Raw genomic sequence first — 22,895 nt, 5'->3', positions numbered from 1 at the left:
GGTGCGATTTTCCACCCTGACAGCAGCGTAGCTTCTTCATACGACCCAGAGAGGTCGAACCCCAATAACAATATGCACTGCCGATGGAGAGCCACCATGCACAGCTTGATCCGCCGCAGCCTGTTGACCCTTGCCCTGAGCAGCATCGCCACTTCCCCACTATTCGCCGCCGAGCCCGCGGCTTGCAAGAACGTCCGTCTGGGCGTGGTCAACTGGACCGACGTCATCGCCACCAGCGCCATGGCGCAGGTGCTGCTCGATGGCCTTGGCTACCAGACCAAGCAGACCAGCGCTTCACAGCAGATCATCTTCGCCGGCATCCGCGACAAGCGCCTGGACATGTTCCTGGGATACTGGAACCCTATCATGACCCAGACCATCACACCGTTCGTCGACGCCAAACAGGTCAAGGTGCTCGACAAGCCGAGCCTGGAAGACGCCCGCGCCACCCTGGCGGTGCCCAAGTACCTGGCCGACAAGGGCCTGAAGACCTTCGCCGACATCCACAAGTTCGAGAAGGAACTGGGTGGGAAAATCTACGGCATCGAACCAGGCTCCGGCGCCAATACCCAGATCAAGGCGATGATCGCCAAGAACCAGTTCGGCCTGGGCAAGTTCCAGCTGGTCGAGTCCAGCGAGGCCGGCATGCTCGCCGCCGTCGACCGCGCGGTGCGGCGCAACGAGGCAGTGGTGTTCTTCGGCTGGGCACCGCACCCGATGAACGTGAATATCGACATGGTCTACCTGGGCGACAGCCAGGACGCACTGGGCCCGGACGAAGGCCGCGCGACAGTGTGGACGGTGACCGCGCCGGACTACGCCGAACGCTGCCCCAACGCCCACCGCCTGCTGGCCAACCTGAATTTCAGTGCCGAGGACGAGAGCCGCATGATGCAGCCACTGCTCGACCACAAGGATGCGCTGGAGTCGGCCCGCCAGTGGCTCAAGGACCACCCCGAGGACAAGGCCCGCTGGCTGGAGGGTGTGACCACCTTCGATGGCAAGCCGGCTGCCGACAACCTAAACCTCACTGCCAACTGATCCGGCCCATTCGCGGGTAAACCCGCTCCCACAAGTCATGCACATGCCAGGGGCAACATCGTCCCCTGTGGGAGCGGGTTTACCCGCGAAAAGGCCACCAGACACCACAAGGAACCCCGACATGAACCACGACGTCATCATCACCTGCGCCCTCACCGGCGCCGGCGACACCGCCTCTAAAAGCCACCTTGTTCCAGTCACACCCAAGCAGATCGCCGAGTCTGCCGTAGAGGCCGCGAAAGCCGGCGCCACCGTGGTCCACTGCCACGTGCGCGACCCGCAAACCGGCCGCTTCAGCCGTGACGTGGCGCTGTATCGCGAAGTCATGGAGCGCATCCGCGAAGCCGACGTGGACATCATCGTCAACCTTACCGCGGGCATGGGTGGCGACCTGGAAATCGGCCCGGGTGAAACACCACTGGAGTTCGGCGCGGGTACCGACCTGATCGGCCCACTGGAGCGTCTGGCCCATGTCGAAGCGCTGCTGCCGGAAATCTGCACCCTCGACTGCGGCACTCTCAACTTCGGCGACGGCAACTCGATCTACGTCTCCACCCCGGCACAACTACGCGCCGGCGCCAAGCGCATTACCGAGCTGGGGGTAAAAGCCGAGCTGGAAATCTTCGACACCGGCCACCTGTGGTTCGCCAAGCAGATGATGAAGGAAGGCCTGCTCGAAGACCCGCTGTTCCAGCTGTGCCTGGGTATCCCGTGGGGCGCTCCGGCCGATACCACCACCATGAAGGCGATGGTCGACAACTTGCCGCCAAACGTCACCTGGGCCGGGTTCGGTATCGGTCGCATGCAGATGCCGATGGCCGCACAGGCGGTGCTGCTGGGCGGCAACGTGCGGGTGGGCCTGGAGGACAACCTTTACCTGGACCGTGGCGTGCTGGCCAGCAACGGCCAGTTGGTCGAGCGCGCGGTGGAAATCATTTCGCGCCTTGGCGCACGTGTGCTGACCCCGGCCGAAGGCCGGGAAAAGATGAACCTCAAACGCCGCTGACACTTTCAGGAGCCCAACATGACCTTCATCACCGAGATCAAGACCTTCGCCGCGCTGGGTAGTGGCGTGATCGGCAGCGGCTGGGTCGCGCGCGCCCTGGCCCACGGGCTGGACGTGGTCGCCTGGGACCCGGCGCCAGGCGCCGAGCAGGCCTTGCGCAAGCGCATCGCCAACGCCTGGCCGGCACTGGAAAAACAAGGCCTGGCCCCAGGCGCATCACAAGACCGCCTGAAGTTCGTCGCCACCATCGAGGAATGTGTCCGCGACGCCGATTTCATCCAGGAAAGCGCCCCTGAGCGCCTGGACCTGAAGCTCGACCTGCACGCAAAGATCAGCGCCGCCGCCAAACCCGACGCGATCATCGGTTCCAGCACCTCGGGCCTGCTGCCCAGCGAGTTCTACGAGTCGGCCACCCACCCCGAGCGCTGCGTGGTCGGCCACCCGTTCAATCCGGTGTACCTGCTGCCGCTGGTGGAAATCGTCGGAGGCAACCGCACCGCCCCCGAAGCCATCGAAGCGGCCCGGACCATCTACACCGCCCTGGGCATGCGCCCGCTACACGTACGCAAGGAAGTGCCCGGGTTCATCGCCGACCGCCTGCTCGAAGCGCTGTGGCGCGAAGCACTGCACTTGGTCAACGACGGCGTGGCCAGTACCGGCGAGATCGACGATGCCATCCGTTTCGGTGCCGGCTTGCGCTGGTCGTTCATGGGCACGTTCCTCACCTACACCCTGGCCGGTGGTGATGCGGGCATGCGTCACTTCATGGCCCAGTTCGGCCCGGCGTTGAAACTGCCCTGGACCTACCTGCCGGCGCCGGAACTCACCGACAAGTTGATCGACGATGTGGTCGAAGGGACATCCGTGCAACTGGCGGATCGCAGCATCGCCGCGCTGGAGCGCTATCGTGATGACACCCTGTTGGCAGTGCTGGAAGCGGTAAAGACCAGCAAGGCCAGCCACGGTATGGCTTTCGGCGACTGAGGAGACCGCGATGCCCGCACTGATCACCTACCGCACCCCGGTCCAGGAGGACTGGGTCGACTACAACGGGCACCTGCGCGATGCCTACTACCTGCTGATATTCAGCTACGCCACCGACGCGCTGATGGAGCGCATCGGCCTGGATGCCGACAGCCGCGGCCAGAGCGGTAACTCGCTGTTCACCCTGGAGGCGCACATCAACTATCTGCACGAAGTGAAGCTGGGCACCGAGGTATGGGTGCAGACGCAGATCATCGGCTTTGATCGCAAGCGCCTGCATGCGTACCACAGCCTGCACCGGGCAGGGTTCGCCGAAGCGCTGGCGGCCAGTGAGCAGATGCTGCTGCATGTGGACCTGGCGGGGCCGAAGTCGGCTCCGTTCAGTGAGCGTAGTGTCGAGTTGCTGCAAGGGTTGGTGGATGAGCAGCAGGATGTGCCCCCGGCTGAGTTCGTCGGACGGGTGATGGGTTTGAACACCCGATCCTGAACAAAACTGCGTACCCTGTGGGAGCGGGTTCACCCGCGAATGCGATGGTGAAGCTACCGACGCATTCGCGGGTGAACCCGCTCCCACAGAGGCATGCATGCCTGCAAGTACTGAGCAAGACATTGTGCCAACAGCGGTGGAGGTGTTGCTCCGGGCAAAAAATAACCCCGGAAAGCCGTGAGCATCCGGGGCCAAGAGCGAGCAACATCCACTGTACACGAACGAGGGTGACCAAACCCTCCGTTGCGGCAGATGGCTTGAGTTTGCGCACTTCCCGAACACTGGATTTAGCCGTAAACGACCTGTTCTTAGCCAAAGCAGCCATGGCGCCATTCTGTTGTTGCGGGCATGTCGCCGGCGTCACAGAATCGGTCGTAAATCACAGCAGCACTCTCTTAGCGATAAAAGGGACAACAGCCATGATGCATGCGGATTTGATTGACCAGGACGATCTGGCAGGCCACCTGCGCGCGCGCGGGTTCGAGATTCCGGCCGGCGCTACTGCCGAGCAGGCGTGCGAAGCGGTGGTGCGTGGGCTGACCGAGCCCAATGCACGGGCGCTGAAGGGGATGGTGGAGCAGATGTATACCGGTAGTGCGACGATCCTGCCGGCGGTGCGCCAGGCCATCGACAAACAGCTGTTGCCGGCGTTGGCGCAGTTCAACAAGCGCGGCTGATTCGTTTTCCTGTACTGGCCTCTTCGCGGGTAAACCCGCTCCCACAGGTACTGCACTGAATTCAAAAGCAGTGCAGTACCTGTGGGAGCGGGTTTACCCGCGAAGAGGCCAGTGCTGTTTCAGAGCCTTACACTGGCAAAGGTCGACTCGTTGCGCGCCTGGCTCAGGGCCGCCATCGGCCCGCTGTGCGGCGACAGGGTCATGGCCTGCGGGATCGGCATCATCGCCACCTGCTGCGCGGTGTTGGAGCCCACGCGCTCGTCACGCGGCGGAATGCCGAAGTACTCGCGATAGCACTTGGAGAAGTGCGGGGTAGACACGAAGCCGCACACCGACGCCACTTCGATGATCGACATCGGCGTCTGCTTCAGCAGCTGCCGGGCGCGGATCAGGCGCAGCTTCAGGTAGTAACGCGACGGCGAACAGTGCAGGTACTTCTGGAACAGGCGCTCGAGCTGCCGGCGCGATACCGACACGTATACCGCCAGTTCGTCCAGGTCGATCGGCTCTTCGAGGTTGGCCTCCATCAGCGCAACGATTTCCTGCAGCTTCGGCTGGTTGGTGCCAAGCATGTGCTTGAGCGGCACGCGCTGGTGATCCTGCTCGTTGCGGATGCGCTCATAGACGAACATTTCGGAGATCGCCGCCGACAGTTCACGGCCGTGGTCGCGGCTGATCAGGTGCAGCATCATGTCCAGCGGCGCAGTACCGCCGGAGCTGGTGAAGCGGTTACGGTCGAGGGTGAACAGGCGGGTGCTCATGTTGACGCGCGGGAAAGCCTCTTGCATCGCGGCCAGGCACTCCCAGTGCACACTGCAATCGAAACCATCCAGCAACCCGGCACAGGCCAAGGCCCAGCTGCCGGTGCATACCGCGCCCAGGCGGCGCGACTGGCGGGCCTGGGTTTGCAACCAGGTGACATGCTCGCGGGTGACACTGCGCTGGATGCCCACGCCGCCGCAAACAATCACGGTATCGATGGGAGGCGCACTGTGCATCGCGGCGTCAGGGGTTATCTGCAAGCCATCGCTGGCCCACACCTGTCCACCATCGGCGGTGAGGGTGTGCCAGCGGTACAGCTCGCGGCCGGACAGCTGGTTGGCCATGCGCAGCGGCTCGACGGCCGACGCCAGGGAAATCAGGGTGAAATTGTCCAATAGGAGAAACCCGATGGACTGGGGGGCTGTGCGGTTCTGGGTTGGGTTCCCGGAGGTGTACGACGTCATCGCGATTTCTCCTCACACAAATGCAGGGGGTGCCTCAGGCGAGCACTGATTTCTTGTTATGTATGGCCCCGGTTTCATGTGTGGGGGCCTTGGTACCAATCTCTACGCAAACGCCGTGCCTGAAGTTGAACGGCCATCCAAAAAAACCTGAAAACGACGCCTTTGTTAGGCAAATCAGGTGCTTTGATCGAGTTGGTCAATCATCGTAGAACGGGCGTGCTAGGCGGTGTGCGTGGAATGGCTGAGCAATTTGGTGACACGCGCAGTGTAGGATGCCCAGAAACGACACTCTTGAGTGTCACCGACAATGCCCGCACTGATTACGACACCCGACGATTGGTATGCGTCGCACTGCACCATAAGGATGCATTGGGGGGCTGTGCTGCACCTGCGTCAAACTCAAGGGCCTCTTCACGGTTTCACCCGCGAAGAGGCCCTTGAGGTCCGGTCAAGCTATCAGCACTCGATCGCGCTGACCGCCAAACCACCGCGCGAAGTCTCTTTATACTTGTCGTGCATGTCGGCCCCGGTATCGCGCATGGTGCGGATCACCTGGTCGAGGGAAATGAAGTGCTCGCCGTCACCACGCAGGGCCATCTGCACAGCGTTGATGGCCTTGACCGCGGCAATCGCGTTGCGCTCGATGCACGGAACCTGCACCAACCCACCGACCGGGTCGCAGGTCAGGCCCAGGTTGTGCTCCAGGGCGATCTCGGCAGCGTTCTCCACCTGTGGCGGGGTCGCGCCCAGCACTTCGGCAAGCCCCGCCGCTGCCATGGCGCAAGCCGAACCGACTTCCCCTTGGCAACCCACTTCGGCACCAGAGATCGAGGCGTTCTTCTTGCACAGGATGCCCACCGCGGCAGCACCGAGGAAGAAGTCGACCACGCTGGACTCGTCCACCGCATCGCTGAAGCGCATGTAGTAGTGCAACACCGCCGGGATGATGCCCGCCGCACCGTTGGTCGGTGCGGTAACCATACGCCCGCCGGCAGCGTTTTCTTCATTGACCGCCAAGGCGAACAGGTTGACCCACTCCATGGCGCTCATGGTCGAGCCGATCACGTTGGGTTTGCCGATTTCCTGCAGGCTGCGGTGCAGCTTGGCGGCGCGGCGGCGCACGTTCAATCCGCCGGGCAGCGTGCCTTCGTACTTGAGGCCGTTGTTGACGCATTCCTGCATGGCTTCCCAGAGCTTGTGCAGGCCGGCGCGGATCTCTTCCTCGCTGCGCCAGACCTTCTCGTTGGCCATCATCAATTGCGACACGCTGAGGTCGTTTTGCTTGCACAGGCGCAGCAGTTCGGCAGCGCTATTGAAATCGTAAGGCAGCACCGTCTGGTCAGCATCCAGCACGCCGCTGGCGGCCTGGGCGGCATCGACCACGAAGCCGCCACCCACCGAGTAGTAGGTGTCGCGGTGCAGCTCGCCCTGTTCGCCTTCGGCAACCAGGGTCATGGCGTTGGGGTGGTACGGCAAATTCTCGTCCAGCAACAGCATGTCGCGGGCCCAGACGAATTCGATGGGCAGGCGGCTGTCCAGCTGCAGGGTGTTGGTTTCGCGCAGGTCGGCTATACGCGGCACGATCTGGGTCGGGTCGATGGCGTCAGGCCATTCACCCATCAAGCCCATGATGGTGGCATTGTCGGTGCCGTGCCCCACACCTGTGGCCGACAGCGAGCCATACAGGCGCACTTCGATCCGCTTCACACGTTCCAGCTCGCCGCGTTCGCGCAGGCCCTGGACGAACAGGGCGCCAGCACGCATGGGGCCTACGGTGTGGGAGCTGGAGGGCCCGACACCGATCTTGAACAGGTCGAACACGCTGATGGCCATTGTCGAATCACCTCTTGCTGGGCTTGTCTCTGCGCGCCATGCGCAGGGCGGGGCAACTGCTAGGCTGAAGCAGCGGGCCGCCTTGAATGCACGCATCATCGGGCTTTTACCAACCCCCTCGCCGTCTGCAACCGACGTACTTTTGTCCAGCAGCGCCGCGCTGTTTTCAACCGGGGAGCTGCCCTTGCCACGCCGCTTTACGGCGGCCTGGTGACGTAAAAATGCGGCTGAGGGGGTGGAAAAATCCATAAACGACATCGCCCATACTGGATACGACCCGTTCCGTACTGGTTACGACCCCACCAGTAGGCGATTGCCCGGCGCTGGAGGATTATCGAAAGCGACTCGTAAAGCACGGCCACGCATCCTGCCCTCTGCAGGCCTGGTCGACCGGACCCTGAGAAAGCCCGGCGACCCACGCGAACCCGAAGACAAAATCACAGGAGTCCATCCATGAAAGGTTCACCCTCGCTGTTGCTGGTTGCGTTGCTGTCCGCGCCTTTGCTGGCCCAGGCCGCCGAACCCGAGCAATGCCAGACGGTACGGTTCTCGGATGTCGGCTGGACCGACATCACGGTCACTACCGCGACCACCAGCGTTGTGCTCGAAGCACTGGGTTACAAGACCCACACCACCATGATCTCGGTACCGGTGACCTACAAGTCGCTGGCCACCGGCAAGGACCTGGACGTGTTTCTCGGCAACTGGATGCCGACCATGGAGAACGACATCAAGCAGTATCGCGACGCCGGCACCGTGGAAACCGTGCGCGCCAACCTGGAAAACGCCAAGTACACCCTGGCAGTGCCCCAGGCGCTGTATGACAAGGGCCTGAAGGATTTCAGCGACATTCCCAAGTTCAAGCAGGAACTGGACGGCAAGATCTACGGCATCGAGCCCGGCAACGATGGCAACCGCACCATCCAGAGCATGATCGACAAGAACGCCTTCGGCCTGAAGGACGCCGGATTCAAGATCGTTCAGTCCAGCGAGGCCGGCATGCTGTCGCAGGTCGACCGCGCGCAGAAACGCGGCGAGGCCATCGTGTTCCTCGGCTGGGAACCGCACCCGATGAACACCCGCTTCAAGATGCAGTACTTGACCGGCGGAGACGAATTCTTCGGCCCCGACTTCGGCAAGGCGACCGTATTGACCAACACCCGCAAGGGCTATGTGCAGGAATGCAGCAACGTTGGCCAGCTGTTGAAGAACCTGTCGTTCGAGCTCAAGGATGAAAGCACCATGATGGGCTATGTCCTGGACGACAAGATGAAACCCGAGGCGGCTGCCAAGAAGTGGCTCAAGGACAACCCTGGCAAACTGGATGCCTGGCTGGCCGGCGTAACCACCGTGGATGGCAAACCCGGCCTTGAGGCGGCCAAGGCCAAGCTGACGCAATAACGAAATACGCAATAGCGCTACCTCGGGGCAGGACCGTGCCTGCCCCGGGTTGAGTTCAATCTATGCAGGTGGAAGCTCGCTATCATGCTTATCGATCAGAAAATACCCCTGGGCCAGTACATCGCGTCGTTCGTCGAGTGGCTGACCCAGAACGGCGCGAATTACTTCGACGCCATCGCGCAAGGCCTGGAGTTCATGATCCATGGCGTAACCAGTGCCCTGACTTTCTTCAATCCGTTCGTGCTCATCGCTCTGTTCGCCGCCCTGGCGCATTTCATCCAGCGCAAGTGGGCGCTGACCGCATTCGTCGCCCTGTCGTTCCTGCTGATCCTCAACCTGGGTTACTGGCAGGAAACCATGGAAACCCTGGCGCAGGTCACCTTCGCCACGGTGGTTTGCGTGGCCATCGGCGTGCCACTGGGCATCGTCGCCGCGCACAAACCGATGTTCTATACCGCCATGCGCCCCGTACTCGACCTGATGCAGACGGTACCTACCTTCGTCTACCTGATCCCCACCTTGACCCTGTTCGGCCTGGGTGTGGTGCCGGGGCTGATCTCGACAGTAGTGTTCGCCATCGCCGCGCCGATCCGTCTCACCTATCTGGGCATCTGCGACGTCCCGCAGGAGCTGATGGATGCCGGCAAGGCCTTTGGCTGCTCACGGCGCCAGCTGCTCACCCGTATCGAACTGCCGCACGCGATGCCAAGCATCGCCGCCGGCGTTACCCAGTGCATCATGCTGTCGCTATCGATGGTGGTGATCGCCGCCCTGGTCGGCGCTGACGGCCTGGGCAAACCTGTGGTCAACGCACTGAACACCGCCGATATTTCCCTGGGCTTCGAAGCGGGCCTGGCGATCGTGCTGCTGGCGATCATGCTCGACCGTATCTGCAAGCAACCGGACCTGCCGGTAAGGGGTGAAGCATGAGCATCATTCGTTTCGAAGACGTCGACGTCATCTTCTCCAACAAGCCGCGCGAAGCGCTGGCGCTGCTCGACCAAGGCCAGACCCGCGAGCAGATTCTCAAGCAGACCGGCCTGGTTGTGGGTGTCGAGAAGGCCAACCTGGATATCCAGAAGGGCGAGATCTGCGTGCTGATGGGCCTGTCCGGCTCGGGCAAGTCGAGTTTGCTGCGCTGCATCAACGGCCTGAACACCGTCAGCCGCGGCAAGCTGTTCGTCGAGCACGAAGGCAAGCACATCGATATTGCCCACTGCACCCCGGCTGAACTGAAGATGATGCGCACCAAGCGCATTGCCATGGTGTTCCAGAAGTTCGCCCTGATGCCTTGGCTGACGGTGCGCGAGAACATCAGCTTTGGCCTGGAAATGCAGGGCCGCCCCGAGAAGGAACGGCGCAAGCTGGTAGACGAGAAGCTCGAACTGGTGGGCCTGACCCAGTGGCGCAACAAGAAGCCGGACGAACTGTCTGGCGGCATGCAGCAGCGCGTGGGCCTGGCCCGGGCGCTGGCGATGGATGCCGACATCCTGCTGATGGACGAACCGTTCTCGGCACTGGACCCGCTGATCCGCCAGGGCCTGCAGGACGAGTTGCTTGGCCTGCAGGCCAAGCTGAGCAAGACCATCGTGTTCGTCAGCCACGACCTGGACGAGGCACTGAAACTGGGTAGCCGCATCGCCATCATGAAGGACGGGCGGATCATCCAGTACAGCAAGCCGGAAGAGATCGTGCTCAACCCGGCCGACGAGTATGTGCGTACCTTTGTCGCCCATACCAACCCACTGAACGTGCTGTGCGGGCGCAGCCTGATGCGCAGCCTGGACAACTGCAAGCGGGTGAACGGTTCGGTGTGCCTGGACCCCGGCATCGACTCGTGGCTGGACCTTGGCGAAGGCGGCTCGATCAAGCGCGCACGCCAGGGGCAGAACGGGCTTGACCTGCAGAACTGGGCACCAGGGCAGGATGTGGAGCTGCTGGGCCGCCGCCCAACGTTGGTAAATGCCGATATCGGAATGCGCGAGGCGCTACAGATTCGTTATCAGACCGGCAACAAGCTGGTGTTGCAGGATAACGACAAGGTGGTGGGGATACTTGGGGATACCGAGCTTTATCACGCATTGCTCGGCAAGAACCACGGTTGATGCCATTGGGGCCGCGTTGCGGCCCTTTCGCGACACAAGGCCGCTCCTACAGGGGAACGCATATCCCTGTAGGAGCGGCCTTGTGTCGCGAAAGGAGGGCAAAGCCCTCCCAACAATGGGTCAGCGAACGACGATCCCGCGCGAAGCCATGTAGGCCTTGGCTTCCGGCACCGTGTACTCACCAAAGTGGAAGATACTGGCAGCCAGCACCGCACTGGCATGCCCTTCCAGAATGCCGTCAGCCAGGTGCTGCAGGTTACCCACACCGCCCGAGGCAATCACCGGAATACCCAGCGCATCACTGATCGCACGGGTAACACCCAGGTCGAAGCCGTTCTTCATGCCGTCCTGATCCATGCTGGTCAGCAGGATCTCGCCAGCACCCAGGCCTTCCATCTTCTTCGCCCATTCAACGGCATCCAGCCCGGTCGGCTTGCGCCCGCCGTGGGTGAAGATTTCCCAGCGTGGTTCTTCGCCCGGCCCGGACACCTTCTTGGCATCAATGGCGACAACGATGCACTGCGAACCGAAACGGTCCGCTGCCTCGCCGACGAACTCTGGGTTGAACACCGCGGCCGTGTTGATCGAGACCTTGTCGGCACCGGCATTGAGCAGGTTGCGGATGTCCTGCACGGTGCGCACGCCACCGCCCACGGTCAGCGGGATGAACACCTGGCTGGCCATGCGCTCGACGGTATGCAGGGTAGTGTCGCGGCCGTCGACGCTGGCAGTGATGTCGAGGAAGGTGATTTCGTCGGCACCTTGCTCGTCGTAGCGACGGGCGATTTCCACCGGGTCGCCGGCATCACGGATGTTCTCGAACTTGACGCCCTTGACCACCCGGCCGTTGTCCACGTCCAGGCAAGGGATGATGCGCTTGGCCAGTGCCATGGTTCAGTCCTCAGCCTTGGTAGTTGTCGCAGAAGGCCTGGGCCTCGGCGACATCGAGGGTGCCTTCGTAGATGGCACGGCCGGTGATGGCGCCGATGATGCCCGGGGCCTTGGCGTCCAGCAGGGCCTTGATGTCGCCCAGGTTGTGGATGCCGCCCGAGGCGATCACCGGGATCGAGGTAGCTTCTGCCAGCGCCTTGGTGAACGGCACGTTGCAGCCCTGCATCATGCCGTCCTTGGCGATGTCGGTGTAGACGATCGCCGAGACGCCATCGGCCTCGAAACGCTTGGCCAGGTCGATGACCTGAACCGAGCTCACTTCAGCCCAGCCGTCGGTGGCGACAAAGCCGTCCTTGGCGTCCAGGCCGACGATGACCTTGCCCGGGAAGGCCTTGCACGCTTCGGCGACGAATTCCGGCTGCTTGACCGCCTTGGTGCCGATGATCACGTAGCTGACGCCGGCCTTGACGTAGTGCTCGATGGTTTCCAGCGAGCGAATACCGCCGCCGATCTGGATCGGCAAAGTCGGGTAGCGCTTGGCAATGGCAGTGACCACTTCACCATTGACCGGCTGGCCTTCGAAGGCACCGTTGAGGTCGACCAGGTGCAGGCGGCGGCAGCCACCCTCGACCCACTTGGCGGCCATGCTCACCGGGTCGTCGGAAAATACCGTGGAGTCTTCCATGCGGCCTTGGCGCAGGCGCACGCAGGCACCGTCCTTCAGATCGATAGCGGGGATAATCAGCATCTTTGGAACCTGTCTGTTCTTGGGGTTTCAGGGCTTCTCGAGCGCCCACAGATCGCTTTCGATGCTCTCGAACCGCTCCTTGAGGTGCAGCTGAACATCGGCAATCGCCCTGTTGTAGTAAAGGGGTGCAATTTCTTTGCTGAACAGTTCGAGGACTTCGGCCACTTCGAACGACCCCAGCTCCAGCTCGAAACGGTCTTCGAGGAAGCGCTTGAGCATGTGCAGCGCTTCGCGCTCCTGCTCGGGGGCCAGGGTGATGACCGGGGCCTTGGTCTTCGACCTGCTCATTTACCAGCGCCCGTCCCAGGCGACGAAGTTCTGCAGCAGCTGCAGGCCATGGGTATGGCTCTTCTCCGGGTGGAACTGCACGGCAAAGCGCGAGCCATCGGCCAGTGCAGCGGCGAAATCGACACCGTAATGGCCGCGACCGACCACCTGGGCCGGCTTGCCGGCATTGATGTAATAGCTGTGCACGAAGTAGAACCGCGCACGATCGGGGATGTCGTGCCACAGCGGGTGGTCGTTGGTCTGGCCGACTTCGTTCCAGCCCATGTGCGGCACCTTCAGGTGCTCGCCGTCTTCCTGCAGGTCTTTGCCGAAGAAGCGAACCTGGCCGGGGAATAGGCCGATACAGTCGACACCGTCGTTTTCTTCGCTGTGGTCGAGCAGTGCCTGCATACCCACGCAGATGCCGAGAAACGGGCGGTCCTGGCTGACTTCACGCACCAGGCTGTCGAAGCCCAGGCGGCGGATTTCTGCCATGCAGTCGCGAATCGCGCCCACGCCCGGGAATACCACGCGGTCGGCTTCGCGGATGACCGTGGCATCACTGGTGACCAGCACCTTGCCGGCACCTACATGCTCGAGCGCCTTGGCCACCGAGTGCAGGTTGCCCATGCCATAGTCGATTACGGCTACCGTCTGCATTTACAGGCACCCTTTGGTGGAAGGCATCTGCCCGGCCATGCGCTCGTCGAGGGTAATGGCCATGCGCAGGGCGCGGCCGAAAGCCTTGAACACGGTCTCGATCTGGTGGTGGGTGTTGTGGCCACGCAGGTTGTCGATGTGCAGGGTGACCAGGGCGTGGTTGACGAAGCCCTGGAAGAACTCCTGGAACAGGTCGACATCGAAGCCGCCGACGCTGGCGCGGGTGTACGGCACATGCATCTGCAGGCCCGGGCGACCGGAGAAGTCGATGACCACGCGCGACAGCGCTTCGTCCAGCGGCACATAGGCGTGGCCGTAGCGGAAGATGCCCTTCTTGTCACCGATGGCCTGGGCAAATGCCATGCCCAAGGTGATGCCGACGTCTTCGACGGTATGGTGATCGTCGATATGCGTGTCACCCTTGCACTCGATATCCAGATCGATCAGCCCATGGCGGGCAATCTGGTCCAGCATGTGTTCAAGGAAAGGCACACCGATATCGAATCGGGCCTTGCCACTGCCATCGAGGTTGATCGAGCACTTGACCTGGGTTTCCAGGGTATTGCGCTCGACGGAAGCCTTACGTTCGACCATCACCAGCTCCGCAAAATCATTAGGCGAAAAGGGCTTCATTATAGGCCTAGAACGCGCCGGCTTGAAACGCGGATGACATATGGCAGAACGAGGAATTACGCAGGCTGGATACCGTTACAGGTCTATACAACCGCATGGCTTGGGGCTGCTTTGCAGCCCATCGCGACACAAGGCCGCTCCTACAGGGGTCACCTGTGGGAGCGGCCTTGTGTCGCGAAAGGGGCGCAAAGCGCCCCCAATCAATGGAACAGCACAGCCGTCTTCTGCAGGGTAATCCAAACGCCCCAGGCCAACGGCACCACCACCACTGCCCAGGCCAGCAGCACCAGCGGCAGGCTACCCGGCGCCGCTTTCCACTCCAGCGAGCGCGCCCCATCGGCGCCCTTGTCATGGCTCAAAGCTCGCTCGGCAGCCAGTTCGGCATCGCTCATGAAGTGCTTGTCGGCCACCGGTCGTACCAGCATGTTGCAGACAAAGCCCAGCACCAGCAGGCCGGCGAGGATGTACAGGGTCATGTCATAAGCAGCCGCACGCTCCACCCCGGCCGCCAATTGGTACTCGCGCAGGTAGGTGATAAGCACCGGCCCCAGCACCCCCGCCGCCGCCCAGGCAGTCAGCAGGCGGCCATGAATTGCGCCGACCATCTGCGTACCGAAGAGGTCGGCCAGGTAGGCCGGTACCGTGGCAAAACCACCACCGTACATCGACAGGATGATGCAGAACGCCGCCACGAACAGCGCCACGTTACCCAGGTGCCCCATGTTCGGCACCAGGCTGTACAAGCCCACGCCCAAGGCAAAGAAGGCGAAATAGGTATTCTTGCGGCCAATGTAGTCCGAGAACGACGCCCAGAAGAACCGCCCGCCGATGTTGAACAGGCTCAGCAGGCCGGTGAAGCCGGCGGCGATCGCGGCAATCTGCGCCAACTGGGCGCTGTTCAGCTCGCTGAAGCTCAGCCCGTTGCCCAGCAGCTTGCCGGCGAACACTTCCTGCAGCAACGGCGAAGCCATGCCGAGGATGCCGATACCCGCCGACACGTTCAGGCACAGCACCAGCCAGATCAGCGCGAACTGCGGGGTCTTCCAGGCCACGCTGACGTGAACGTGGCGGTCGGTGACCATGGTGTTGCCAGCTTTCTTCACTGGGGCGCTCCAGCCTTCGGGCTTCCAGCCGGTTGGCGGTACGCGATACGCCAGGGCACCAGCGGTCATGAACACGAAGTAGATCGCCGCCATGACGACGAAGCTCTGCCACACGCCCACTTCCTGCGCATTGCCGAAATGGCCCATCAGCGCGGTGGCCAGCGGTGCACCGACCATGGCCCCGCCACCGAAGCCCATGATCGCCATGCCGGTGGCCATGCCGCGCTTGTCCGGGAACCACTTGATCAAGGTCGACACCGGCGAGATGTAGCCCAGGCCCAGGCCGATACCGCCGATTACGCCGGAACCCAGCCACATCAGCCACAGCTGATGGGTTTTCACGCCAATCGCCGAAATCAGCATGCCACCGCACCAGCACAGCGCCGACACCAGGCCAGCCTTGCGCGGGCCGGCGTGTTCCAGCCAACCACCCAGCACGGCCGCCGAGCAACCGAGGAAGACGAAGAACAGGGTGTAGATCCAGCTCAGCATGGAAATCGGCCAATCGCATTCGGCGCTGAACATACGGGCCATGAAGCCCATGTCCGCCGCGCAGGCGACCGGGGCGGTGATGCCTAGGGCTTGCGACAGCGGCAGCCAGAACACCGAGAAACCATAGGCCATGCCGATGCACAGATGAATGGCAAGGGCGGCCGGTGGGACCAGCCAGCGGTTGAAGCCCGGACGGGCGATGATGCGCTCCTTCGACAGGAAGCCTGGCGCACTGGCCAAGGTCCCCGCCGCGACGGTACTGCTCATGGATCAGATCCTTCTTATAGGGAGGGTGCAGGCAAAGCGGCGCAAGGGTAGCAGTATCAAGTAGCGTGAAAGCAATCTGATATCGTTAATTTTTGCTCGGCTGAAACGGTCATGTTGCCTATACCGGCCCTATCGCCGGCAAGCCAGCTCCCACAGGGATCCCACCGACCTCGGGGACAGCGGGATCCCTGTGGGAGCTGGCTTGCCGGCGATAGGGCCAGTACAGGCCACACATTCGGAACTGACAAAATCATGGCTGTCGAAAGCCGTACCATCTGCTGTACGCGTAGGAAATGCCCCGTATCTCTAGTCGAATACGCAGGGGTAACCACTGCGGCGCTATACTCTGGCGCTTGAATTTCAAAAACGGACTACAAGGACTCGCCCATGAAAGCGTTCGGCAAAATCCTGGGACTTGGGCTTCTCGGGTTGCTGCTGATCATCGTGGCGCTGGGCTTCGCCCTGACCCACCTCTTCGATCCCAACGACTACAAAGACGAGATTCGCCAGCTGGCACGTGACAAGGCTCACGTCGAGCTGACCCTCAACGGTGACATAGGCTGGAGTCTGTTCCCGTGGCTGGGCCTGGAGTTGCACGATGCGAGCATCGCCACCTTGAACAAACCCAAGGAGCCGTTCGCCGACCTGCAGATGCTCGGGCTTTCTGTACGTGTGCTGCCACTGCTGCGCCGCGAAGTGCAGATGAGCGACGTGCGCGTCGAGGGCCTGAACCTGACCCTGGCCCGTGACGAAGAGGGCCATGGCAACTGGGAAGACATCGGTAAACCGCTGCCCGCGCAGAACGGCGCCAGTGCCGATGAGCAGGCCAGTGCTCCAGCCCAGGCACCGGCCGAACAGGCGTCGCCACCGGTCGCCAGCAACGAACGCGCCGTCAAGCTTGACATCGACAGCCTGACCGTGAACAACGCCCGCGTACAGTACACCGATGCCAAGACCGGCCAGAGCTACAGCGCCGAAAGCATCCAGCTGAGCACCGGCCCGGTCCACGAAGGGGCGAACATTCCGCTCAAGGCCAGCGCTTTCCTCAGCGCCAGCCAGCCGAACATCAAGGCCCGCACCGAACTGGCCGGCGAGCTGCGCTTCGACCGCAAGCTCAAGCGCTACAACTTCGAAGACATGCGCCTGTCGGGCGAAACCTCGGGTGAGCCCACCGGCGGCAAGACCGTGACCTTCGCCGCCCAAGGCCAGTTGCTGGTCGACCTGGCCGCCAATGTCGCCTCGTGGAACGGCCTGAAAGTCTCGGCCAACCAGCTGCGCGCCCTGGGCGAGCTGAACCTGCGAGACCTGGACAAGGCACCGCAGCTGAGCGGCGGCCTGTCCATCGCCCAGTTCGACCTGCGCACCTTCCTCGACAGCATCGGCCGCCCGCTGCCGGCCACCAACGACCCGGCGGCCTTCGCCAAGCTGGAACTGGTCACCCGCCTGCAGGGCACGCCGAACAGCCTGGCCCTGGAAGACCTGGCGGTGAAGCTGGACGACAGCACCTTCACTGGCCGCGTGGCCGTCGAAGACTTCGCCAAACAGGCCCTGCGCCTGCAGCTCAAGGGTGACACCTTCAACGCCGACCGCTACCTGCCGGCCAAGAGTGAAGAGGCCAAAGGCGCCACCGCCGCGCGTCAGGCCGAGGTCAAGCAACAGGAAGCCACCGCGGTCGCCGGCCCTGGCACCACGCCGCTCCCCAACGCCCCGACCCAGGTCGCCTGGAGCGACGACAAGCTGCTGCCGGTCGACCGCCTGCGCGCCCTCGACCTACAGGCCGACCTGGCCTTCGGCTCGCTGACCCTGGACAAACTGCCGATTGAGGACGCCCAGCTCAAGGCCATTGGCCAGGGCGGCCTGCTGACCCTGCAAACCCTGCGCGGTGAGCTGTACAACGGCACCTTCGAGGCCAAAGGCACCGTCGATGTGCGCCCTGCCGTGCCGCAACTGGGCGTCAACACCAGCATCCAGCGGGTGCCGGTGGAACACTTCATCAAGACCGAGGGCAAGGAACAGACGCCACCGGTCAAAGGCCTGCTGACCCTGACCAGCGACCTGACCGCCACCGGCAACAGCCAGAAGGCCCTGGTCGACACCCTCAACGGCAACGCCAACTTCGTCATCAACGATGGCGTGCTGGTCAATGCCAATCTGGAACAGCAACTGTGCAAGGCCATCGCCACGCTGAACCGCAAGTCGCTCAGCGGCGAGCCGCGTGGCAAGGACACCCCGTTCCAGGAACTGCGTGGCAGCCTGGTAGTACGCAATGGCGTCGCCAACAACCCGGACCTCAAGGCGCGCATTCCGGGCCTGACCGTCAATGGCCATGGTGACCTCGACCTGCGTGTACTGGGCATGGATTACAACGTTGGCGTGGTCGTCGAAGGCGACCAGCGCGCCATGCCGGACCCGGCCTGCCAGGTCAACGAACGCTATGTCGGTGTCGAAATACCGCTGCGTTGCCGCGGCCCGCTGGAGCTGGGCGCCAAAGCCTGCCGCCTGGACCAGGACGGCCTGGGCAAGGTTGCCGCCAAGGTGGCCGGCAATCGTCTGCAAGACAAGATCGATGAAAAACTCGGAGACAAAGTGAGCCCGGAATTGAAAGACGCGCTCAAGGGGCTGTTCAAGCGATGAGCCCCGAGCAGTTCTCCAGCGCAGTGCTGGATTGGTATGACGAACACGGTCGGCACGACCTGCCCTGGCAACAGGGCATCAACCCGTACCGGGTGTGGGTGTCGGAAATCATGTTGCAGCAGACCCAGGTCAGCACCGTACTCAACTACTTCGACCGCTTCATGCAGGCCCTGCCGACCGTGCAGGCCCTTGCCGAGGCGCCGGAGGACGAAGTGCTGCACCTGTGGACAGGCCTGGGTTACTACACCCGGGCACGCAACCTGCAAAAGGCCGCGAAGATCGTGGTCGAACAGCATGGCGGCGAATTCCCGCGCAGTGTCGAGCAGCTCACCGAGCTGCCTGGCATCGGCCGCTCCACCGCCGGCGCCATCGCCAGCATCAGCATGGGCATCCGCGCACCGATCCTCGACGGCAACGTCAAGCGCGTGCTGGCCCGCTACACCGCCCAGGCCGGCTACCCCGGCGAACCCAAGGTGGCCAACCAGCTGTGGGCCACGGCCGAACGCTTTACCCCACAGCAGCGCGCCAACCACTACACCCAGGCGATGATGGACATGGGTGCCACGCTGTGCACCCGCAGCAAGCCCAGCTGCCTGATCTGCCCGCTGCAGCGCGGCTGCGAAGCGCACCTGCACGGTGAAGAAACCCGCTACCCCGAGCCCAAGCCGCGCAAGGCACTGCCGCAGCGCCGCACGCTGATGCCGCTGCTGGCCAACCACGAAGGCGCCATCCTGCTTTACCGCCGTCCGTCCAGCGGCCTGTGGGGTGGTTTGTGGAGCCTGCCGGAACTGGACGACATTGCCCAGCTCGATGACCTGGCCTACCAGCACGGCCTGCGCCTGGCTGACAGCCGCGCCATGGACGGCCTGACCCATACCTTCAGCCACTTCCAGCTGGCGATCGAGCCCTGGCTGGTGCGCGTCGACCCGGTCGGCCAGCACGTGGCCGAGGCCGACTGGCTCTGGTATAACCTCGCCACCCCGCCGCGCCTGGGCCTCGCCGCCCCGGTGAAAAAGCTGCTCAAACGCGCGGCCGACGAACTGATTGCAGGAGACGCCCGATGACCCGCACCGTGATGTGCCGCAAGTACAAAGAAGAACTGCCAGGCCTGGAGCGCCCGCCCTACCCAGGCGCCAAGGGCCAGGACATCTTCGAACACATCTCGCAGAAAGCCTGGGCTGACTGGCAGAAGCACCAGACCATGCTGATCAACGAAAAGCGCCTGAACATGATGAACGCCGAGGACCGCAAATTCCTCCAGGGCGAGATGGACAAGTTTTTCGCCGGCGAAGAATACGCCCAGGCGGAAGGCTACGTTCCACCCTCGGAATGACCACACGGAACGTAAGCGACGGAATTAATTTAAAATTTTTTCAAAAAGTCGTTGACGAGCGGTCTGAAAGTCTATTTAATTCACCTCGTCGCCCAGATAGCTCAGTCGGTAGAGCAGAGGATTGAAAATCCTCGTGTCGGCGGTTCGACTCCGTCTCTGGGCACCACCTTCAAGCTTCTGGTGGTTGCAAAGTTACCCGAAGCGACAACAAGAAACCCGCCTAGTGCGGGTTTTTTGTTGTCTGTGGTTTTCTGCCCGCTCCGCCTATCCGCCCAAGCATACCCCCACCGCAACATACCGTCATGACAAGGCGCTGGACTCGGTTACCACTCACGCCGAGACTCTTCCCCCAAGCGGCCCGCTTGAAAGGAGAGGCAAATGGTTTTTACGGTAGAAGAACAGCAGCTGTGGAACTGCGCCATAGCATTTGCAAAAGCCAATAAGAAAGCGATCGCCAGAAAACTCACCTGTACCGATCGGTACCCGGCCGAGCAGGAGCCAGTGTCGGTTTTCATGTCTGGCTCACCCGGCGCAGGCAAGACAGAGGCTTCCATTGAGCTTCTGAACCTGTTCTCCGATCAGCCAATCCTTCGGATTGATCCTGATGAGCTGCGCAGTGAGTTTGCCGACTACCAAGGCGGAAACGCCTACCTCTTCCAGGGCGCGGTCTCCATCGTGGTAGAAAAAATTCTGGATTTCGCCCTGAAACAGCACCAGTCGTTCCTGCTTGACGGGACGCTGGCCAACCTGGATGTAGCACGGCGCAACATTGATCGCTCGCTACAGAAGGGGCGCTACGTTCAGATTCTCTACGTCTATCAGAATCCGCAGTTAGCATGGGAGTTCGTGAAGGCCCGGGAGCAAGCTGAAGGACGACGGATTCTGGTCGACCATTTCGTCGAACAGTATTTCGCCGCTCGTGACGTGGTGAATACCCTTAAGCTAGAGTATGGCAAAGAGGTCCACGTTGACCTACTGTTGAAGCACATTGATAACTCGAACCGCCTTTACAAGGCAGGCGTTGACAAAATCGACTACCACATTCCCGAGCGCTTCACCCGCGAACAACTGAAGGCGACGCTTGAGAACCCCCAGGAGTGAAGCATGAGCCTCTTCAAGTCCACACCCGAGAAGGTAAAAAGCCCCTTCGCGGAGTTCATTCGCAATGCCAAGTCCGACGAGAAGAAACGCGTATATAACACCGTGCTCGTTGAAGCCACAAAACGCCAGAAAGCAGTCATGCTCGAGGCTGCTGCCAAATCTGCGTAAGGCCTGTTCTCAATGGCCGCTGGACTGCATCAACCCTGCAAGGGCCCATAAAGGGCCCTTTGAAGCACACCATTTTCCGCTAGCCTTCATACCCCTTGCTTTCACCCCTCTTCCTCCGTCTCCAGACCAATGAACCGCAGGCAGAAATGGCCCATTCAGGCAACCTGAGTTGACCAGCATCAAAAAGCCATCAATCGCTCATCCTTAAGATGCCAGGTGGACATTCGACCTGACCTCGCAAGGACCTCCATGAGCGAAGAATCCCCCCTCCTGCTCCCCGCCCCCAGCGAGCCCGCCATCACCCCAGCCCGCACGCGCCGCCCACGCCAGCGCAAGCCGGAGCCGACGATCACCAGCATCAGCCGGCAACCTGCTGCACTGGAAGTCGCCACCGCCCCCAAGGGCAGCAACGAAGAGAGCACCTCGGCCCGCTTGCCCACCAGCTACCCGTACCGCACCCGCATGCGTCGCCAGGACTACGAGAAGGCCAAGCATGCGCTGCAGATCGAGTTGCTGAAGGTACAGAGCTGGGTGAAGGAAACCGGCCAGCGCGTGGTGATCCTGTTCGAAGGGCGCGATGCGGCAGGCAAGGGCGGCACCATCAAGCGTTTCATGGAGCACCTCAACCCACGCGGCGCGCGCATCGTGGCCCTGGAGAAGCCTTCCGAGCAGGAAAAAGGCCAGTGGTACTTCCAGCGCTACATCCAGCATCTGCCCACGGCAGGTGAAATGGTGTTCTTCGATCGCTCCTGGTACAACCGCGCCGGTGTCGAGAAGGTGATGGATTTCTGCTCGCCATTGCAGTACCTGGAGTTCATGCGCCAGGCGCCGGAGTTGGAGCGCATGCTGTGCAACAGCGGCATCCTGCTGTTCAAGTACTGGTTTTCGGTGAACCGCGAAGAGCAGCTGCGCCGCTTCATCTCGCGCCGGGACGACCCGCTCAAACACTGGAAGCTGTCCCCCATCGACATCAAGTCGCTGGACAAGTGGGAGGACTACACCGCAGCCAAGGAGGCGATGTTCTTCCATACCGACACGGCCGATGCACCTTGGACGGTGATCAAGTCCGATGACAAGAAGCGTGCGCGGATCAATTGCATCCGGCACTTCCTGCATTCGCTGGACTACCCGGGCAAGGACCGCAGCGTGGCGCATGCGCCGGATGCGCTGCTGGTCGGGCGAGCGTCCCACGGCTTCGAGGAAGATGAGGCAGAGCCGCAGGCCAGTTGAATCGGCGTGCCTGCTGCGCTTCAATACGCGCAATTTCCGCCCCACCAAGGATTCACCCCATGGCCACCCCAACCAAGCAACAGAAACGCGCCAAGCGCGCCGCCAGCAAGGCCAAGCAGAACCGCATGGTACGCAGCGGCCAGGCGGTCAAGGCCAGTGCTGGCGACAGCGCCAGCATCGAGCAGGTGTACAACAAGGCCATGGAGTCGGGCAGCTACGACCCGCTGTTCAAGAAGATGAAGGAAGCCCAGGAAGGCGGCTTGGTACCGATGATTTCGGTGTTCCTGGTAGACCCGCTGCTGGCCTTGGTGCTCAAGGGGCACAAGGAAGAGCACGCCACCGATTACATCGTGCTGGTGTTCAACGCCTACCGCAAATGGCTGGATGGGGCCGACGAAGAAGCCACCATGGCCTGGCTGGAGAGCGATGAGTTCCAGGCCGCCTACGTGGCGGCTTCGGAGCTGGTTGCCAAGCAGCAACAGCAGCAGAAGCAATTTGGCTGACAGGGCTGTGTAGCCTGACCGGGCCCTATCGCCGGCAAGCCGCCTCCTTACAGGTACACCCCAGGCCCAAAGGCAATGCCGTCCCTGTGGGAGCGGGCAAGCCCG

General features: G+C 62.3%; 23 protein-coding genes and 1 tRNA gene. 16 read left to right on the top strand and 8 right to left on the bottom strand.

What is annotated here, in order from left to right; all coding sequences use genetic code 11:
• Positions 1-96: 96 nt before the first annotated feature.
• From choX to M1D87_RS01565, 5 genes are all read left to right on the top strand, one after another.
• Positions 97-1,041, top strand: coding sequence for a choline ABC transporter substrate-binding protein (choX, locus tag M1D87_RS01585; protein WP_013970502.1), 945 nt, complete (start codon positions 97-99; stop codon positions 1,039-1,041).
• A gap of 121 nt (positions 1,042-1,162) precedes the next feature.
• The gene (locus M1D87_RS01580; RefSeq protein WP_024088001.1) at positions 1,163-2,047 is read left to right on the top strand and encodes a beta-keto acid cleavage family enzyme; all 885 of its coding nucleotides are present in this window, start codon (positions 1,163-1,165) and stop codon (positions 2,045-2,047) included.
• Positions 2,048-2,065: 18 nt separating this feature from the next.
• On the top strand, positions 2,066-3,031 hold the full coding sequence (locus M1D87_RS01575; protein ID WP_013970500.1) for an L-carnitine dehydrogenase: 966 nt from the start codon (positions 2,066-2,068) through the stop codon (positions 3,029-3,031).
• Positions 3,032-3,041: 10 nt separating this feature from the next.
• A complete protein-coding gene (locus tag M1D87_RS01570; RefSeq protein WP_039613187.1) occupies positions 3,042-3,518 on the top strand; it encodes a thioesterase family protein in 477 nt (158 codons plus the stop codon).
• Between the two features lie 419 nt (positions 3,519-3,937).
• Positions 3,938-4,195 (top strand): hypothetical protein, encoded by a 258-nt coding sequence (locus tag M1D87_RS01565; protein WP_003257487.1) that lies wholly within the window; start codon positions 3,938-3,940, stop codon positions 4,193-4,195.
• 119 nt (positions 4,196-4,314) lie between these two features.
• Here M1D87_RS01565 and gbdR read toward each other — a convergent pair whose 3' ends face one another.
• Together gbdR and M1D87_RS01555 are read right to left on the bottom strand one after the other, a co-directional pair.
• The gene (gene gbdR / locus M1D87_RS01560; protein WP_015268639.1) at positions 4,315-5,421 is read right to left on the bottom strand and encodes a choline metabolism transcriptional regulator GbdR; all 1,107 of its coding nucleotides are present in this window, start codon (positions 5,419-5,421) and stop codon (positions 4,315-4,317) included.
• Positions 5,422-5,877: 456 nt separating this feature from the next.
• Complete coding sequence (locus tag M1D87_RS01555) at positions 5,878-7,254, bottom strand: L-serine ammonia-lyase (protein ID WP_039613186.1); 1,377 nt, start codon at positions 7,252-7,254, stop codon at positions 5,878-5,880.
• Positions 7,255-7,707: 453 nt separating this feature from the next.
• Between M1D87_RS01555 and M1D87_RS01550 the strand changes: the two genes are divergently transcribed.
• The 3 genes from M1D87_RS01550 to choV all read left to right on the top strand — a co-directional run bounded on the left by M1D87_RS01550 (position 7,708) and on the right by choV (position 10,760).
• Positions 7,708-8,655 carry a choline ABC transporter substrate-binding protein gene (locus M1D87_RS01550; RefSeq protein WP_003257486.1) on the top strand — a complete coding sequence of 316 codons (948 nt, stop codon included), beginning with the start codon at positions 7,708-7,710 and terminating at the stop codon, positions 8,653-8,655.
• Positions 8,656-8,736: 81 nt separating this feature from the next.
• A complete protein-coding gene (choW, locus tag M1D87_RS01545) occupies positions 8,737-9,585 on the top strand; it encodes a choline ABC transporter permease subunit (RefSeq protein ID WP_169774667.1) in 849 nt (282 codons plus the stop codon).
• Positions 9,582-10,760, top strand: a complete 1,179-nt coding sequence (choV, locus tag M1D87_RS01540; RefSeq protein ID WP_003257485.1) for a choline ABC transporter ATP-binding protein — start codon at positions 9,582-9,584, stop codon at positions 10,758-10,760. Before choW ends, choV begins: the two co-directional genes overlap by 4 nt.
• A gap of 120 nt (positions 10,761-10,880) precedes the next feature.
• Here the strand turns inward: choV and hisF are convergent, their stop codons facing one another.
• The 6 genes from hisF to M1D87_RS01510 form a co-directional block, all read right to left on the bottom strand.
• Entirely contained in the window at positions 10,881-11,651 is a 771-nt protein-coding gene (hisF, locus tag M1D87_RS01535; protein WP_013970495.1) for an imidazole glycerol phosphate synthase subunit HisF, read from the bottom strand.
• A 10-nt stretch (positions 11,652-11,661) separates the two neighbouring features.
• Positions 11,662-12,399: a 1-(5-phosphoribosyl)-5-[(5-phosphoribosylamino)methylideneamino]imidazole-4-carboxamide isomerase gene (gene hisA / locus M1D87_RS01530; protein ID WP_003257484.1), complete on the bottom strand. Its 738-nt coding sequence runs from the start codon at positions 12,397-12,399 to the stop codon at positions 11,662-11,664.
• Positions 12,400-12,426: 27 nt separating this feature from the next.
• Complete coding sequence (locus M1D87_RS01525) at positions 12,427-12,687, bottom strand: DUF2164 domain-containing protein (RefSeq protein ID WP_039613185.1); 261 nt, start codon at positions 12,685-12,687, stop codon at positions 12,427-12,429.
• A complete protein-coding gene (gene hisH / locus M1D87_RS01520) occupies positions 12,688-13,326 on the bottom strand; it encodes an imidazole glycerol phosphate synthase subunit HisH (RefSeq protein WP_013970493.1) in 639 nt (212 codons plus the stop codon). It lies immediately after the preceding gene.
• Entirely contained in the window at positions 13,327-13,920 is a 594-nt protein-coding gene (gene hisB, locus M1D87_RS01515; protein ID WP_003255736.1) for an imidazoleglycerol-phosphate dehydratase HisB, read from the bottom strand.
• 239 nt (positions 13,921-14,159) lie between these two features.
• Positions 14,160-15,821 (bottom strand): OFA family MFS transporter, encoded by a 1,662-nt coding sequence (locus M1D87_RS01510; protein ID WP_015268635.1) that lies wholly within the window; start codon positions 15,819-15,821, stop codon positions 14,160-14,162.
• A 387-nt stretch (positions 15,822-16,208) separates the two neighbouring features.
• Here M1D87_RS01510 and M1D87_RS01505 point away from each other — a divergent pair, with 387 nt between their 5' ends.
• The 8 genes from M1D87_RS01505 (at position 16,209) to M1D87_RS01470 (ending at position 22,790) form a co-directional block, all read left to right on the top strand.
• Positions 16,209-18,455, top strand: a complete 2,247-nt coding sequence (locus tag M1D87_RS01505) for an AsmA family protein (protein ID WP_232880988.1) — start codon at positions 16,209-16,211, stop codon at positions 18,453-18,455.
• A complete protein-coding gene (gene mutY, locus M1D87_RS01500) occupies positions 18,452-19,519 on the top strand; it encodes an A/G-specific adenine glycosylase (protein WP_013970490.1) in 1,068 nt (355 codons plus the stop codon). The genes M1D87_RS01505 and mutY overlap by 4 nt, the downstream gene beginning before the upstream one ends.
• Complete coding sequence (locus M1D87_RS01495) at positions 19,516-19,788, top strand: oxidative damage protection protein (protein WP_003257478.1); 273 nt, start codon at positions 19,516-19,518, stop codon at positions 19,786-19,788. The genes mutY and M1D87_RS01495 overlap by 4 nt, the downstream gene beginning before the upstream one ends.
• A 90-nt stretch (positions 19,789-19,878) precedes the next feature.
• Positions 19,879-19,954, top strand: a tRNA-Phe gene (locus tag M1D87_RS01490).
• A gap of 212 nt (positions 19,955-20,166) precedes the next feature.
• Positions 20,167-20,889: a zeta toxin family protein gene (locus tag M1D87_RS01485; protein WP_123085403.1), complete on the top strand. Its 723-nt coding sequence runs from the start codon at positions 20,167-20,169 to the stop codon at positions 20,887-20,889.
• A 3-nt stretch (positions 20,890-20,892) separates the two neighbouring features.
• Entirely contained in the window at positions 20,893-21,057 is a 165-nt protein-coding gene (locus tag M1D87_RS01480; RefSeq protein WP_172827546.1) for a hypothetical protein, read from the top strand.
• 249 nt (positions 21,058-21,306) lie between these two features.
• Positions 21,307-22,287, top strand: coding sequence for a polyphosphate kinase 2 (gene ppk2, locus M1D87_RS01475; protein ID WP_232880989.1), 981 nt, complete (start codon positions 21,307-21,309; stop codon positions 22,285-22,287).
• 59 nt (positions 22,288-22,346) lie between these two features.
• Positions 22,347-22,790, top strand: coding sequence for a hypothetical protein (locus M1D87_RS01470; RefSeq protein ID WP_013970488.1), 444 nt, complete (start codon positions 22,347-22,349; stop codon positions 22,788-22,790).
• The last annotated feature ends 105 nt before the right edge of the window (positions 22,791-22,895 follow it).

It is taken from the genome of Pseudomonas sp. SA233 (assembly GCF_054792385.1).
This window is presented reverse-complemented; position numbering and strand designations above follow the sequence as displayed.

What these genes read in the sequence shown, in the direction of transcription:
- choX (WP_013970502.1), top strand. Translation starts at nt 97, where the DNA reads ATGCACAGCTTGATCCGCCGCAGCCTGTTGACCCTTGCCCTGAGCAGC.
- M1D87_RS01580 (WP_024088001.1), top strand. Translation starts at nt 1,163, where the DNA reads ATGAACCACGACGTCATCATCACCTGCGCCCTCACCGGCGCCGGCGAC.
- M1D87_RS01575 (WP_013970500.1), top strand. Translation starts at nt 2,066, where the DNA reads ATGACCTTCATCACCGAGATCAAGACCTTCGCCGCGCTGGGTAGTGGC.
- M1D87_RS01570 (WP_039613187.1), top strand. Translation starts at nt 3,042, where the DNA reads ATGCCCGCACTGATCACCTACCGCACCCCGGTCCAGGAGGACTGGGTC.
- M1D87_RS01565 (WP_003257487.1), top strand. Translation starts at nt 3,938, where the DNA reads ATGATGCATGCGGATTTGATTGACCAGGACGATCTGGCAGGCCACCTG.
- gbdR (WP_015268639.1), bottom strand. Translation starts at nt 5,421, where the DNA reads ATGACGTCGTACACCTCCGGGAACCCAACCCAGAACCGCACAGCCCCC.
- M1D87_RS01555 (WP_039613186.1), bottom strand. Translation starts at nt 7,254, where the DNA reads ATGGCCATCAGCGTGTTCGACCTGTTCAAGATCGGTGTCGGGCCCTCC.
- M1D87_RS01550 (WP_003257486.1), top strand. Translation starts at nt 7,708, where the DNA reads ATGAAAGGTTCACCCTCGCTGTTGCTGGTTGCGTTGCTGTCCGCGCCT.
- choV (WP_003257485.1), top strand. Translation starts at nt 9,582, where the DNA reads ATGAGCATCATTCGTTTCGAAGACGTCGACGTCATCTTCTCCAACAAG.
- hisF (WP_013970495.1), bottom strand. Translation starts at nt 11,651, where the DNA reads ATGGCACTGGCCAAGCGCATCATCCCTTGCCTGGACGTGGACAACGGC.
- hisA (WP_003257484.1), bottom strand. Translation starts at nt 12,399, where the DNA reads ATGCTGATTATCCCCGCTATCGATCTGAAGGACGGTGCCTGCGTGCGC.
- M1D87_RS01525 (WP_039613185.1), bottom strand. Translation starts at nt 12,687, where the DNA reads ATGAGCAGGTCGAAGACCAAGGCCCCGGTCATCACCCTGGCCCCCGAG.
- hisH (WP_013970493.1), bottom strand. Translation starts at nt 13,326, where the DNA reads ATGCAGACGGTAGCCGTAATCGACTATGGCATGGGCAACCTGCACTCG.
- hisB (WP_003255736.1), bottom strand. Translation starts at nt 13,920, where the DNA reads ATGGTCGAACGTAAGGCTTCCGTCGAGCGCAATACCCTGGAAACCCAG.
- M1D87_RS01510 (WP_015268635.1), bottom strand. Translation starts at nt 15,821, where the DNA reads ATGAGCAGTACCGTCGCGGCGGGGACCTTGGCCAGTGCGCCAGGCTTC.
- M1D87_RS01505 (WP_232880988.1), top strand. Translation starts at nt 16,209, where the DNA reads ATGAAAGCGTTCGGCAAAATCCTGGGACTTGGGCTTCTCGGGTTGCTG.
- mutY (WP_013970490.1), top strand. Translation starts at nt 18,452, where the DNA reads ATGAGCCCCGAGCAGTTCTCCAGCGCAGTGCTGGATTGGTATGACGAA.
- M1D87_RS01495 (WP_003257478.1), top strand. Translation starts at nt 19,516, where the DNA reads ATGACCCGCACCGTGATGTGCCGCAAGTACAAAGAAGAACTGCCAGGC.
- M1D87_RS01485 (WP_123085403.1), top strand. Translation starts at nt 20,167, where the DNA reads ATGGTTTTTACGGTAGAAGAACAGCAGCTGTGGAACTGCGCCATAGCA.
- M1D87_RS01480 (WP_172827546.1), top strand. Translation starts at nt 20,893, where the DNA reads ATGAGCCTCTTCAAGTCCACACCCGAGAAGGTAAAAAGCCCCTTCGCG.
- ppk2 (WP_232880989.1), top strand. Translation starts at nt 21,307, where the DNA reads ATGAGCGAAGAATCCCCCCTCCTGCTCCCCGCCCCCAGCGAGCCCGCC.
- M1D87_RS01470 (WP_013970488.1), top strand. Translation starts at nt 22,347, where the DNA reads ATGGCCACCCCAACCAAGCAACAGAAACGCGCCAAGCGCGCCGCCAGC.